Annotated in this window: 15 protein-coding genes; 14 read left to right on the top strand and 1 reads right to left on the bottom strand. The window is 71.3% G+C overall.

What is annotated here, in order from left to right; all coding sequences use genetic code 11:
- Nucleotides 1-6 precede the first annotated feature (6 nt).
- From ACQP00_RS43920 to ACQP00_RS43860, 13 genes are all read left to right on the top strand, one after another.
- Nucleotides 7-768 (top strand): cell division protein FtsQ/DivIB, encoded by a 762-nt coding sequence (locus tag ACQP00_RS43920; protein WP_433208781.1) that lies wholly within the window; start codon nt 7-9, stop codon nt 766-768.
- Nucleotides 765-1,265, top strand: coding sequence for a DinB family protein (locus ACQP00_RS43915; protein ID WP_433208778.1), 501 nt, complete (start codon nt 765-767; stop codon nt 1,263-1,265). Before ACQP00_RS43920 ends, ACQP00_RS43915 begins: the two co-directional genes overlap by 4 nt.
- A gap of 198 nt (nt 1,266-1,463) precedes the next feature.
- Nucleotides 1,464-2,576 (top strand): cell division protein FtsZ, encoded by a 1,113-nt coding sequence (ftsZ, locus tag ACQP00_RS43910; protein ID WP_433049432.1) that lies wholly within the window; start codon nt 1,464-1,466, stop codon nt 2,574-2,576.
- A gap of 111 nt (nt 2,577-2,687) precedes the next feature.
- On the top strand, nt 2,688-3,395 hold the full coding sequence (locus tag ACQP00_RS43905) for a YggS family pyridoxal phosphate-dependent enzyme (protein WP_433208776.1): 708 nt from the start codon (nt 2,688-2,690) through the stop codon (nt 3,393-3,395).
- A gap of 126 nt (nt 3,396-3,521) precedes the next feature.
- Nucleotides 3,522-4,187 (top strand): cell division protein SepF, encoded by a 666-nt coding sequence (locus tag ACQP00_RS43900; RefSeq protein ID WP_433208774.1) that lies wholly within the window; start codon nt 3,522-3,524, stop codon nt 4,185-4,187.
- 19 nt (nt 4,188-4,206) lie between these two features.
- Nucleotides 4,207-4,512, top strand: coding sequence for a YggT family protein (locus tag ACQP00_RS43895; RefSeq protein ID WP_223096957.1), 306 nt, complete (start codon nt 4,207-4,209; stop codon nt 4,510-4,512).
- Between the two features lie 49 nt (nt 4,513-4,561).
- Nucleotides 4,562-5,356 (top strand): DivIVA domain-containing protein, encoded by a 795-nt coding sequence (locus ACQP00_RS43890; RefSeq protein WP_433208771.1) that lies wholly within the window; start codon nt 4,562-4,564, stop codon nt 5,354-5,356.
- Between the two features lie 246 nt (nt 5,357-5,602).
- On the top strand, nt 5,603-6,373 hold the full coding sequence (locus tag ACQP00_RS43885) for a hypothetical protein (protein WP_433208768.1): 771 nt from the start codon (nt 5,603-5,605) through the stop codon (nt 6,371-6,373).
- A 167-nt stretch (nt 6,374-6,540) separates the two neighbouring features.
- Nucleotides 6,541-6,828 (top strand): DUF167 domain-containing protein, encoded by a 288-nt coding sequence (locus ACQP00_RS43880; RefSeq protein ID WP_433208766.1) that lies wholly within the window; start codon nt 6,541-6,543, stop codon nt 6,826-6,828.
- A complete protein-coding gene (locus ACQP00_RS43875; protein ID WP_433208763.1) occupies nt 6,825-8,342 on the top strand; it encodes a potassium/proton antiporter in 1,518 nt (505 codons plus the stop codon). Before ACQP00_RS43880 ends, ACQP00_RS43875 begins: the two co-directional genes overlap by 4 nt.
- A 361-nt stretch (nt 8,343-8,703) precedes the next feature.
- Complete coding sequence (locus tag ACQP00_RS43870; RefSeq protein WP_433208760.1) at nt 8,704-9,135, top strand: TraR/DksA family transcriptional regulator; 432 nt, start codon at nt 8,704-8,706, stop codon at nt 9,133-9,135.
- Nucleotides 9,136-9,170: 35 nt separating this feature from the next.
- Nucleotides 9,171-9,728, top strand: coding sequence for a signal peptidase II (gene lspA / locus ACQP00_RS43865; protein WP_433208758.1), 558 nt, complete (start codon nt 9,171-9,173; stop codon nt 9,726-9,728).
- On the top strand, nt 9,728-10,657 hold the full coding sequence (locus ACQP00_RS43860; protein WP_433208756.1) for an RluA family pseudouridine synthase: 930 nt from the start codon (nt 9,728-9,730) through the stop codon (nt 10,655-10,657). Before lspA ends, ACQP00_RS43860 begins: the two co-directional genes overlap by 1 nt.
- 8 nt (nt 10,658-10,665) lie before the next feature.
- On the opposite strand, the gene ACQP00_RS43855 is transcribed toward ACQP00_RS43860, so the two are convergent.
- Nucleotides 10,666-12,159: a carbohydrate binding domain-containing protein gene (locus tag ACQP00_RS43855; RefSeq protein WP_433208754.1), complete on the bottom strand. Its 1,494-nt coding sequence runs from the start codon at nt 12,157-12,159 to the stop codon at nt 10,666-10,668.
- Nucleotides 12,160-12,269: 110 nt separating this feature from the next.
- On the opposite strand from ACQP00_RS43855, the gene ACQP00_RS43850 reads away from it, so the two are divergent.
- Nucleotides 12,270-13,079 (top strand): hypothetical protein, encoded by an 810-nt coding sequence (locus ACQP00_RS43850; RefSeq protein ID WP_433208752.1) that lies wholly within the window; start codon nt 12,270-12,272, stop codon nt 13,077-13,079.
- Nucleotides 13,080-13,154 lie beyond the last annotated feature (75 nt).

Below are 13,154 nucleotides of genomic sequence, written 5' to 3'. Positions count from 1 at the left end.
TCGCCGGTGACCCAGACGCGCGGATGGCGGCTCGTGCTGGCGCCCCGCGATGCGCCGCGCTCGGTGCGGCTCTTCGCGCAGGCGGCCCGGCGGCACCGCCTCCGCGCGGCCCTGCCCTGGCTGATCGCGCTCGGCCTGGCCGCGCTGCTGGGCGGGGCGGCGGCGATCGTGTACCTCACGCCCGCCCTCGGCGTCGAGCACGTCGAGGTCGCGGGCGTGTCGGTGCTCGACCCGGCGGCGGTGCGGGCGGCCGCCGCCGTGCCCGCGGGCACCCCGCTGCCGCGCCTCGATCCGCCGGCGATCGAGCGGCGGGTGATGGCCGCGCTCAAGCCGGCGCGGACGGTGAGCGTGCAGACGCGGTACCCACACACCCTCACCATCGCCGTGCGCGAGCGCACCGCCGTCGCGGTCGTGCCCAAGGTCGGCGGCTTCACACTGCTCGACGCGGAGGGCGTGGCGTTCCTGCCGGTCGACGCCGCGCCGCCGGGCCTGCCGACGGTCCGGGTGGCCCAGCCCGAACCCGGCGACGAGACCACCGAGAGCGCGCTGACCGTCCTGGCCGCGCTGTCCCCGGCGGTGCGGGTGCAGATGGTCGCCCTGGTCGCCGAGTCCCCGACGCGGCTGCGGCTGGAGCTGACCGGCGACCGGACCGTGATCTGGGGCGACGCCACGCAGAACGCGGCCAAGGTCCGGGTCCTGGAGCGCGCCACCATCGAGCCGGGCCGGACCCTCGACGTGAGCGCACCCGGCGTGGTGCTGGAGAAGTGACCCGAGCCGAGGTGCCCTACACGGGGGACGAGTCCGCCCTGCTCGCCGCGTGGCTGGACTTCCACCGCGAGACCGTGCACCAGAAGTGCGCCGGGGTGGCGGAGGCCGACGCGTGGCGCGCGCCGCTGCCCGCCTCGCCGCTGACCACGATCGGCGGGCTGGTGCAGCACCTGACCGCGGTCGAGTCCATGTGGTTCGAGCGGGTCGTGGCCGGGCTCGAGGTGCCGGAGCACTGGACGGCGGCGGACCCCGACCTGGAGTGGCGCCGGCGGCCGGGCGAGGGGCTGGCGGAGGCCCTCGCGGCGTACCGCGCCCAGTGCGACGTCTCCCGCCGCCTCGTGGCCGGCCTCGTCCCGGATGCGCTGTGTGCCGGCCGGCGCCACGGCAGCGTCGTGTCGGTCCGCTGGGTGCTTCTGCACATGATCGAGGAGACCGCCCGTCACAACGGGCACCTCGACGCCGTTAGGGAATGCGTCGACGGCGTCGTGGGCGATTAGCTCCGACACGCCGAGGACGGTCCTTGGATCACGACAGTCGGGCCCTTACCTTGCGATAAGGCATTAGTTGACATAACTATAAGCCTCTAGTAGAGGTTGAGGGTTTGCGGGCCTCATCCTCGTGCGATTCGCATTTGGCCGACGCCGTCGTCATCAACCGGACCGGCGCTGGTCAACCTCGGAAGGAAAGGTGGTCCGATGACTCATCCGCACAACTATCTCGCGGTCATCAAGGTCGTCGGCATCGGCGGCGGCGGGGTCAATGCCGTCAATCGCATGATCGAGGTTGGCCTCAAGGGCGTCGAGTTCATCGCGATCAACACCGACGCCCAGGCCCTGCTGATGAGCGACGCCGACGTCAAGCTCGACGTCGGCCGCGAACTGACCCGCGGCCTCGGTGCCGGCGCCAACCCGGACGTCGGCAAGAACGCGGCCGAGGACCACCGGGACGAGATCGAAGAGGTGCTCAAGGGCGCCGACATGGTCTTCGTCACCTGTGGCGAGGGCGGTGGGACGGGCACGGGGGGTGCGCCCGTCGTGGCCAACATCGCGCGCAAGCTCGGCGCTCTGACCATCGGCGTGGTCACCCGGCCGTTCTCGTTCGAGGGCAAGCGCCGCCAGGTGCAGGCCGAGGCGGGCATCGAGGAGCTGCGCAACCAGTGCGACACGCTCATCGTGATCCCCAACGACCGGCTGCTGGCCCTCGGCGACCGCGGCATCAGCATGATGGACGCGTTCCGCCAGGCCGACCAGGTGCTGCTCTCCGGTGTGCAGGGCATCACCGACCTGATCACCACGCCCGGCCTGATCAACCTCGACTTCGCCGACGTCAAGAGCGTCATGAGCGGCGCGGGGAGTGCGCTCATGGGCATCGGCAGCGCCCGCGGCGACAACCGCGCGGTCGAGGCGGCCGAGTCGGCGATCTCCAGCCCGCTGCTCGAGCAGAGCATGGACGGCGCGCGGGGCGTGCTGCTGTCCATCGCCGGCGGCTCGGACCTCGGCCTGTTCGAGATCAACGACGCGGCCCAGCTGGTCACCGACGCCGCCCACCCGGACGCGAACATCATCTTCGGCGCGGTCATCGACGACGCGCTCGGCGACGAGGTGCGCGTCACGGTCATCGCGGCGGGCTTCGACGGGGGCGCCCCGGCGTACCGCCCGGTCGAGGCGCGGGCTCCGCGCACGTCGCACGGGCCGCAGCACAGCCAGCCCAAGGAGCCGGCCCCGCAGGAGCGCCAGGCCCCGCCGCCGCCGCGGCGGGTGCTCTTCGACGATGTCGACGTGCCGGACTTCTTGAAAAACGGTGCGTGAGGCCTGCCGCCGGCTGGCGGAGAATGCCGTGTGGATCACGGCTTGACCTCTGGTTGAATTGGGTAGGTCGCAGGCGCGGCCTACCCATTCGCCGTATTCAGGGGGTTTTTCGTGGACGCGCGGACGGAGCAGATCGCGGCCAATCTCGCCTCGGTGCGGGAGCGGATCGCGGCGGCCTGCCACGCCGCCGGACGCGAGCCGGAATCGGTCACCCTGGTGGCCGTGACGAAGACCTACCCGGCCGAGGATGTGGCCCGCCTGGCCGAGCTGGGCGTGACCGAGGTCGGCGAGAATCGGGACCAGGAGGCGGCCCCCAAGGCCGCCGCCGTGCCCGGCGTGCACTGGCACTTCGTCGGGCAGCTGCAGCGCAACAAGGCCCGCTCGGTGGCCGGCTACGCCGAGGCGGTGCACTCCGTGGACAGCCTGCGCCTGGTCGATGCCCTGGCCGACGCGGTGGTCAAGACCGAGCGGGCCGCCCCGCTCGGCGCGCTCGTGCAGGTCAGCCTGGACGACGACGAGCACCGCGGCGGGGCGCTCACGGGACAGGTCGAGAAGGTCGCCGAGGCGATCGCGGCCAGTCCCGCCCTCGCGCTGCGCGGGGTCATGGCGGTCGCGCCGCTGGGCTGGGAGCCGGACGAGGCATTCGCCCGGCTGGCGGCGATCGCGTCGCGCATTCGTCAGCGTTTTTCCGGTACGGACGGTGCGGCGGACTGGATTTCCGCGGGTATGAGCGACGATCTCGAATCCGCGATTCTGCACGGCTCGACACACGTTCGTGTCGGCAGTGCATTGCTCGGAAAACGCACTCCGCTGGGGTAGCCTGGCCCGCGGGAACGGAAAACTACACGGGTGTGGTTCTGCGCCGGCGGGGCGGTGTCGCACAACGTGATCGGTGGCACCGACAACGGGGGGAAGTGCCGCATGGCGGTGGACGGAGGAGCGCGTATGGGTGCTCTGCGCAGGGCGGGCGTCTGGCTCGGTCTCGTCGAGGACGAGGACGATCGTGGGTACGACGATCGTCATTACCGGTATGGCGACGACCTTCTCGACGACGAGGACGAGGTCGACGAGGTGCCGGCGCCGCGCTCCCGCACGACCTCCGAGCGGCTGTCGACCTCCGAGCGCCTGTCGGCCTCGGACCGGCTCGCCACGTCCGAGCGCCTCTCGGCCGCCGACCGGATGGAGTCGAGCGCCGCGAGCCGCACGAGCACCGTCCGCTCGATCACGCGCCCGACCACGTCGGTCAGCTACCCGACGCGCGACAATCTCGCACTTGCTCCCACCAACTCGGTCCGCGAGCGCCCGCAGGTGGACGAGGAGAGCGACGACCGCCGTTACGCGATCACCACGCTGCACCCGACCACGTACAACGAGGCCCGCACGATCGGTGAGCACTTCCGCGACGGTGTGCCGGTGATCATGAACCTCACCGAAATGGATGAGGCGGACGCCAAACGTTTGGTCGACTTCGCGGCCGGACTCGTGTTCGGCCTGCGTGGTAACTTCGAGCGGGTGACCAACCGCGTCTTCCTGCTCTCACCGGCAAATGTCCAGGTCACCGCCGAGGACAAAGCTAAGATCGCCGAGGGCGGATTCTTCAACCAGAGCTGATGCGAGGACGACAACGGCCGTGGTGTCCATCACCTTGCAGATCGTGCATCTGCTGCTCTACCTCTTCCTGGTGGCGCTCCTCGGACGCTTTGTGATGGGCTACGTCATGCAGTTCGGACGCCGCTGGCAACCCGGCCGGGGGGCCGCGGCGGCGCTCGAAGTGGTGTGGAGCGTCACCGATCCGCCGCTCAAAGCGTTGAGGCGGGTGATTCGTCCGCTGCGTATTGGTACCGTGGCCGTGGACCTGTCTTCGCTTGTGCTGCTGGTTATCCTGTTCGTGCTGATGTACGTCGTGTTAGGGCGGCTGATCGCGGCGTTCTCGTGACACGCACCGCTCGGCGGCCACGCGGCCGCAACTGACCCGAGGAGTTTCGATGCCGCTGACCCCGGCCGACGTTCACAACGTCGCCTTCAAGAAGCCCCCGATCGGCAAGCGGGGCTACGACGAGGAGGAGGTCGACGCCTTCCTCGACGAGGTCGAGCGTGAGCTCGCCCGGCTGATCGAAGAGAACAACGAGCTGCGCGCGCAGCTCGAGCGCGGCGGCGGCCCCGCCCGCGTGGCGCCCGGTGCCGGTGGCGACCCCCGCCTGGCCTCCGAGCTCGCCGACCTCAAGACACAGTTCGAGCGCGTCCAGCGGGAGAAGTCGTCGGCCGAGTCGGCCGCCCGCAGCATGCAGCAGGAGCTCGACCAGCTCCGCGCCCAGGGTGGCGCGGTCGGCGGCGGCACCGGTGACGGTGAGCAGCAGGCCCTGCGCGTGCTCATGATGGCCCAGCGCACCGCGGACGACCACGTGTCCGACGCGCGCCGCGAGGCCGACAAGCTGCTCTCCGAGGCCCGCACCAAGGCCGAGGAGGTCACCCGCGACGCGCGGGCGAAGGCCGACGCGCTCGAGCGCGACGCCCGCCAGCGCCACCAGGAGGCCATGGGCGGCCTGGACGCGAAGCGCACCGCGCTGCAGAAGCACATCGAAGAGCTCAAGCAGTTCGAGCGCGAGTACCGCACCCGCCTCAAGGCCTACCTGGAGAGCCAGCTGCGCGACCTCACCGGTCGCGAGCAGAGCCTCGAGGCCGAGATGGCGCAGCGCGGCGAGGGCGCTCAGCGTCCGGCGGTCGGCGGCGGCCTGGCCACGGCCGGCCTCGCGGGCGGCTACGAGGGCGCGGGTCGCTGACCCCAGCACCATCCGTTGCTCCTCGACGACGACAGCAGCACCCACACGAGTGAAGAGCAGCCCTCCGGCGGCATGTGACACGCGGCCGGTCAATGCGACACGCGGCGCCCCAGTCGAAATTCGGCTGGGGCGCCGGTCATTCTGGGAGACTTCCGCCGAGTTCGGTCGTTGTACCGGCTGAGAGACACTCGCCCGGAGATGCCATCGGTACTCGCCCCGGGATTGCCTTTGCGGAGGGACAGGGCCGTGATCGTCGGAAGCCTGCTGCTGATCGTGGTAGCCGTCGGCCTGCTCGTGCTGGGACTGCTCCAGGGGTCGGACGCCCTGCTGGTGGCGTCGATCGGAGCGAGCCTGCTGGCCGCCGTCGCGCTGATCGTCGGTGGTCGCCAGGCCGCGGCGGCGCGCTCGGCCCGCACCCGCACCGGACGCCAGGTGCCGTCGGAGCGCTACGACCCGTTCGCCTCGCACCTCGGGGCCGACGAGCTCGGCGGCGAGGACCTGGAGCACTCGGGGGAGTACGGCCGCCGCTCCGAGCGCCAGGCCGTCGCGGCCGGGGCGCGCACCGGCACCACGTACGGCGGCTCCACCGGCGGGCGCCCGGCCGCCCCGGACGAGACCGCCATGATGGCGCCGATCCGCGACGAGCCGGAGATCCCGCAGCAGGGCGACAGCGGCGGGCGCTACGACGAGTACCCGGCCCAGTTCGACCAGCACCCGCCGGCCGGGAACTACACCGACGATGACGATGACGATGACGACGATGACGACTACGACGACGAGGACCCGGCCGACGAGCCGGCGATCCAGCACTCCTCGGCCGCCGACCTCGCCCGCGTCGCCGCCCTCGACGACGACGTCCTGGTGATCGACGGCCGGCCGCGGTACCACGTGCCGAACTGCCCCCACCTCCTCGGCCGCGAGCACGAGCCGCTGCCCGCGCACGAGGCGGTCGAGCTCGGCTTCACCCCGTGTGCGGTCTGCGCCCCCAACGACGTCCTCATCGCCGCCCGCCGTTAGATGCCGGTTGGACTCTCCGGTGCGGTGTTGAGGGGGTGTGGGTGGAGCGAAGCTCCCCCACCGTTCTTCAGGACATAACGGGGTGATCAAGCCTGCCCAGGTGCCCATACAGTGGAGGCACCCAGGCGGAGGATCGACCTCGATCGGGTGAACCCTCACAATGAGGCATGCCTACGATCGCGATCCGCGTCCGGCCCGGTGCCTCGCGCACCGCGGTCGGCGGGAGCCACCCCGGGCCGTACGGGCCCGCCGTGGTGGTCGCGGTCGGCGCCCGCCCCGTCGACGGGCAGGCCACCGAGGCCGCGCTGAAGGCCCTCGCCGCCGCCATCGGGGTGCGCGCCTCGGCGCTTCGCCTCAAAGCGGGCGCGGCGAGCCGGGACAAGCTGGTCGAGCTGGCCGACCCGTCCGCCGATCTCGCGGCGCGGGTCGCCGGCCTGCTGGCGGAGCGCCGTTGAACCACGAGCTCAACATCGCGCTGCTCGTCGGCGCGGCCGTGCTGCTGGTGTGCGTCGGCGCGGTCCGGTTCTCGGTCCGCCTGGGCCTGCCCAGCCTCCTCGTGTACCTCATGCTCGGGCTGGTGCTCGGCGAGGCCGGGTTCGGCATCCAGTTCACCGACGCCGAGCTGACCCGCACCCTCGGGATCTGCGCGCTCGTGGTGATCATCGCCGAGGGCGGGCTCACCGCGCGCTGGTCGACGCTGCGCCCGGTGATCGGCCCGGCGGTGGTGCTGTCCACCGTCGGCGTGGCGGTGAGCGTCGCCGTGGTCGGCGCCGTGGTGCACTTCGCGCTGGGGGTGGGGTGGCAGCAGGCGTTGCTGTACGGCGCCGTGCTCTCCTCCACCGACGCGGCCGCGGTCTTCTCCACGCTGCGCCGGGTGCCCGTGCGGCCGCGGCTGGCGGCGCTGCTGGAGGCCGAGTCCGGGATCAACGACGCGCCCGTGGTGATCCTCGTCGTGCTGCTCTCCTCGTCGCTGGACCACCAGGGTCCGTGGTGGCAGCAGGCCGGCCTGGTCGGCTACGAGCTGATCGCCGGGGCCGCCATCGGACTGGTGGCCGGGTTCGGCGGGGCGTGGGCCCTGCGCCGGGCCGCGCTGCCCTCCGCCGGGCTCTATCCGCTCGCCGCGATCGGTCTGACCGTTCTGGCGTACTCCGCCGGATCGGTTGTCCACGCTTCGGGATTTCTCGCCGTGTACGTCACGGGCGTCGTGCTCGGCAACGCCCGCCTGCCGCACCGCCGGGCGATGCTCGGGTTCGCCGACGGCCTGGCCTGGCTCGCCCAGATCGGCCTGTTCGTGCTGCTGGGCCTGCTCGCCTCGCCGAGCCAGCTGGGCGGGGCGGTGGTCACCGCGCTCGTCGTCGGCCTGGTCCTGGTGCTGCTGGCCCGGCCGCTGTCGGTCGTGGTCTCCAGCGCGCCGTTCCTGCTCACCAGCACCGGTCCCGGCTGGCGCGACCAGGCCTTCCTGTCCTGGGCCGGGCTGCGCGGGGCGGTGCCGGTCGTCCTGGCCACGATCCCGCTCTCGGCCGGCCTGCCCGGCGCGCAGGACCTGTTCAACGTGGTCTTCGTGCTCGTCGTGATCTACACGGCGCTGCAGGGGATGACGCTGCCCCCGGTGGCCCGCCGGCTGGGCGTCACCGCGCCCGCCGAACCCACCGACCTGGAGGTCGAGGCGGCCCCGCTGGAGCGCATGCGCGCGGACTTGTTGCAGGTCGAGGTGCCGGACGGCTCGAAGCTCAACGGCGTGCACGTGGACGAGTTACGATTGCCTCTCGGTGCGGTCGTGACGCTGGTGTTGCGCGATGGCGGTGCGTTCGTGCCGGCGCCGGAGACCCGCCTGAAAACTCGCGACAGCCTCCTGATCGTCACCACCGAACAGGTGCGCGACGCGGCGGAACAACGCCTGCGGGCCGTGAGCAGGCGGGGAAGGCTGGCCCGCTGGTTTGCCGAACATGGCGATGATCGGCGCCAATAACTGATCAAATTGGTCGGAATGCGTGTGGCGTGTTTGTCGGACGCGTGTACATTCCGTATTCTTGCCAGCCACTGGAGTGCGCGACCGCGCGTCGCGCGCCCATTTTGCATCTGGGGGAGCCATGGCCGAGCGGGCTGATGCAGTGCCGAAGGGCGCGTCGGCGAGCGGTGCCGGGCGGGGTAAGGCCGCCGATGTGACGGGAGGTGCCACTGTGACAACAGCACAGAAACCCACCTCTCGGCAAGCCGGGACATCGTCCCGGGGGACGAAGGCGGCGCCGGCCGCAGCGAAGGCCCCGCGCACCACCAGCACCAAGAATGCGCCGACCACAAACGCCGCCCGTGCGGCCGAGGGAGCCACGATGGCCAAGACCGCAGAACCGAAGACCACCGCGGCCAAGACCGCTACGGCGAAGCCCGCCCGTGGCACGCGCACCGCAGCCGAGACCGAGAAGATCCGCGCCGCGCTGATCGAGCGCCGCGACGAGCTCAAGGCCGAGCACGACCAGACCCTCACGGAGATCCACGAGCTGCAGCAGCACCGGCTCACCGACTCCGCCGGCGACGACCAGGCCGACACCGGCACCAAGACCGGGGAGCGCGAGCAGGAGATCACGATCGCCAACAACCTGGCCGATCGCGTCCTGCAGGTCGAGCGGGCCCTGGAGCGGCTCGACGAGGGCGGCTACGGCTGGTGTGAGAAGTGCGGCAACGCCATCCCCGTGGAGCGCCTGGCCGCGTTCCCGTCCGCTACGCTCTGCGTCACCTGCAAGCAGTTGGAGGAGCGGCGCTGACCACTCAGGAGCCCACCCAGGACCGGACCCAGCCGGTGGACGACACCGCCGGGCCCACGCCGCCGCCCGACCCCCGGGCGCGGACGCGGGCCTGGGGCATCTTCGGCCTCGTCGGCGTGGCGATCATCGCGATCGACGTGGCCGTGAAGCAGTGGACGACCTCGACCGTCGCCCACGGCGAGCCGGTGAAGCTGCTCGGCGGCCTCATCTACGTGATCTACACGCGCAACAGCGGGGCCGCGTTCAGCATGCTGCGCGACCAGACGTGGATCTTCCCGTTGATCGCGATCGGCGTCATCGGCTGGCTGTTCTGGATGATCAAGGGCACCTTCTCGGCCGCCTGGGCGGTCGCGCTGGGCCTCGTCCTGGGCGGCGCGGCCGGCAACCTCGGCGACCGGCTGTTCCGGGCTCCCGGCCCGTTCCAGGGCCACGTCGTGGACATGTTCAGCTTCCTCGACGACCACGGCGGGCACTTCCCGGTGTTCAACATCGCCGACTCCGCCCTGACCGTCGGGGTGGCGCTGGCGATCCTGCTGGAGTTCATGGGCCGGCGCCGCGACGGGACCCGGGCCAAGAAAGATGCGTCGGCTTGATGCGTGAGGTTCGTTCCCTGCCGGTGCCCGACGGGCTCGACGGCACGCGGCTCGACCAGGCGCTGACCCGGCTGTTCGGGCTGAGCCGCACGACCGCGGCGGACCTGGTCGAGGCCGGGGACGTCGCGGTCGACGGCGTCGTGCGCGCGAAGTCCGACAAGGTCAAGGCGGGCGCCTGGCTCGAGGTGACGCTGCCGGCCCCGCCCGGCGAGGTCACGGTCGAGGCGGTCCCCGTCGACGGCCTGGCCATCGTCTACAGCGACGACGACATCGTCGTGGTCGACAAGCCGGTCGGCGTGGCCGCCCACCCGAGCCCCGGCTGGACCGGCCCGACGGTGATCGGCGGGCTGGCGGCCATGGGCCAGACCGTCGCCACGAGCGGCGCGGCCGAGCGGCAGGGCGTGGTGCACCGGCTGGACGTCGGCACCACCGGGCTCATGGTCGTGGCCAAGAGCGAAATGGCGTACAGCCTGCTCAAGCGCGCCTTCAAGGAGCGCGAGGTGGAGAAGCGCTACCACGCCGTGGTGCAGGGCCACCCCGATCCGCTGCGCGGCACCATCGACGCGCCGATCGACCGGCACCCGAGCCACGACTACAAGTTCGCGGTCGTCTCCGGCGGCCGGCCGAGCGTGACGCACTACGACACGATCGAGGCGTTCCCGGCCGCGAGCCTGCTCGACGTGAAGCTGGAGACCGGGCGGACGCACCAGATCCGGGTGCACTTCTCGGCGCTGCGGCACCCATGCGTCGGCGACCTGACCTACGGCGCCGACCCGACGCTGAGCGCCCGGCTGGGGCTGTCGCGGCAATGGCTGCACGCGCGCGAGCTGGGCTTCATCCACCCGCGGGCCGGCGAGTACGTCTCCTTCGTCAGTGAATACCCAGCCGACCTGGCGGCGGCGCTCGAGGTGCTGAGCGCCGCCGCGTAGCGGCGCGGTTACACCAGCGCGACGTCGTCGACGTAGATGGTGCCGGTGCCGTACCAGCCGTGGACCCACACCTTGATCGAGGTGGAGCTGCCGGTGTTGACGTTGACGGTCAGTTTGGTCCAGGTGGAGCTGCCGGCCGTCCAGGTGCTGGTGTCGCCGGCCCCCGTCGTGGCGCCCAGGAAGGCATAGCTTCCCTGCACCCAGGCGCTGAGGGTGTACGTCCGGTTGGGCTGGACGGCCACCGTCTGGCTGCACTGGGCGTTGTCCGAGCTCGTCGCGGCGGCCTTGAGTGCCTTGCTGCCGCCGTGCACCGGTGTGCTCACGATGCTGCACAGGCTGCCGGTCCAGGGGCTCAAGGACCCGGTCTCGAACGTGCCGTTGGTCAGACCCGTCGCCGGGGGAGTGCTGCTGCTGCGCGACGGGCTTGGGGACGGGGAGGCGGTGGTTCGCGTGGGGGACGGGGAACCCGGGGTGCCGCCGCCGGTGGTGAAGGGGGCGAAGATGTGCGAGAACTGCCAGGTGCTCTGGGAGATGCCGGAGCAGGTGTCCGAGGCGGCGCCGCCGGGGCAGCCGCCGTTGTCGCGTTGCAGGGCCCAGAAGGACAGCTCGGCGATGCCCTGCTGGGTGGCCCAGGCGTAGACCGCGTTGGCGTCGGCGATGGTGAACGTCTCGGCCGGTCCGAAGTCGTCGACGCCGATCATCTCGGTCACGCCGATCATGGACCAGAGCTGCTGGCTGGTCTTCGTGGGGTACAACTGCTGCAGTTGACTGTGCAGGCCGTTGGAAGCGCTCTTGGTGTCGTTGGCCATCTGGTGCGGCTGGTTGTCGTAGTAGTCGAAGGTCATCTGGTTGACGATGTCGACCCGCGCGTTGTTGGCGACCGCGTTGCGCAGCACGGCGAGCCCGCTGTCGGCCAGGCCGCTCGTGGTCGTGGGCAGCGTGTAGACGAACTGGATGGTCCGGCCGTTGGCGGCGGCCCAGTCCTCGACGATCTTGATCGCCTTGTTGCGGCGGTCGATGCCGGCGGTGTTGGTGAGCGAGTTGTCCTCGACGTCGAGGTCGATGCGCGTGACGTCGTACGTGGTGATGACCTTCTCGAACTGCGCCGCGATCTGGTTGACGTCGGTGCAGCTGTCGGCGATCTCGGTGCCGCCGTTGTCGGCCGCGTACCCCCCGAACGAGGGGATCACGTCGCCGCCGCGGGCCCGGATCGCGGCGATGTCGGCCCCGAAGGTGGCGTTGCTGATCGGCATGCCGGTGTCGCCGTTCCAGTACACGGTGCACGAGCCGCGGCTCGCCGTCTGGATGAAGGCCATCGTCAGGTACTTGTCGCCGGACTGCTGGGACAGGCCGTTGAGGCTGTCGCCGTTGTAGGCCTCGAAGTAGGGAGCGAAGACGTGGGCGGGGATGGCGGTCGCCGCCTGGGCGGACGGGGTGACCGCGAACACGACGCCGGCGGCGGTGAGTGCCACCGCGGCGGCGGCGATGAGTGACCTTCGCACGGACCCTCCTCGTTTCTATTAGTAAACTTGACTGATAGAAATCCTTCGCTGCGTCGATGTCAAGACCCCATGACCAACCGTTAAGGCAGGCGTGCGACCCTCGTGGGGCGATGAAGCGGCTCCTCCAGCTCGACCAGTGGCTCCTGCCGCCGGTCGGCGACGTCCTGGCCCGGGTGTTCCGGGGTGCGCAGCGGCTGCGCGCGTTCACGATCGTGGTCGGCGTGCTCGCGGTGACGGCGACGCTGCTCGCGGTGCACCGCACCGACCGGCCCGGCAGCGACCCGTCCCTGGGCGACGTGCTGCGGGTCGGCGTGGCCGAGGGCGCCTCCATCCCGGCGTACCTGCAGGCGGGCCGGGACGAGCTGGCCGCGCTGCCGGGTGACGAACCGGTCTACGCGCTGGTGTCGTTCACCGCCTACCTGGCGCCCGAGCGGCTCGCCCCGGTGCTCGCGGAGGTCTCCGTGTCGAGTGTTTTCGCTCGGGTACCGCTGCCGAAGGAGCAGACCGAGCTGGTCCGCCTGGGCGCGTACCGGCTGCCCGACGACGTGGTGGCGGCGATGGACGAGACCGCCGGGCGCAAGGCCGAGGAGGCCGCGCACTACCGGGACCTGCTGGCCCGGGACAACGGGATTCCGGAGGAGAACCGGCAGCTGTACCTCTCCGGGGCGATCGTCGCCGATCAGGAGGCCACCGCCTATCGCGAGCACTGCTCCTGTGTGTACGCCGCGGTCGTCTACGCACCGCCGGCCGCCCTGCGCGCCCTCGGGGCGCGCCCGGAGACCCGCGTCGTCGACCCGATCACCGAGATGCAACGGCTCGATCGCACGGTGTTCCTGCCCCCGTTGCCCGAGCAGACTACGGTCGCGGAACCGGTGCGTGAGGGTGCCGGGACCGTCGTCGCGTCCCCCGGTCCGTCCTGAGGCGATATCCCTTCGGCCTGTCGTGCAGTTGATGCAGGGGATGGGCTCGCAGGAGTGGTCCGAATACTGTTCGGT

This window comes from Dactylosporangium sp. CS-047395 (assembly GCF_050942185.1).
Classification (GTDB): domain Bacteria; phylum Actinomycetota; class Actinomycetes; order Mycobacteriales; family Micromonosporaceae; genus Dactylosporangium.
This window is presented reverse-complemented; position numbering and strand designations above follow the sequence as displayed.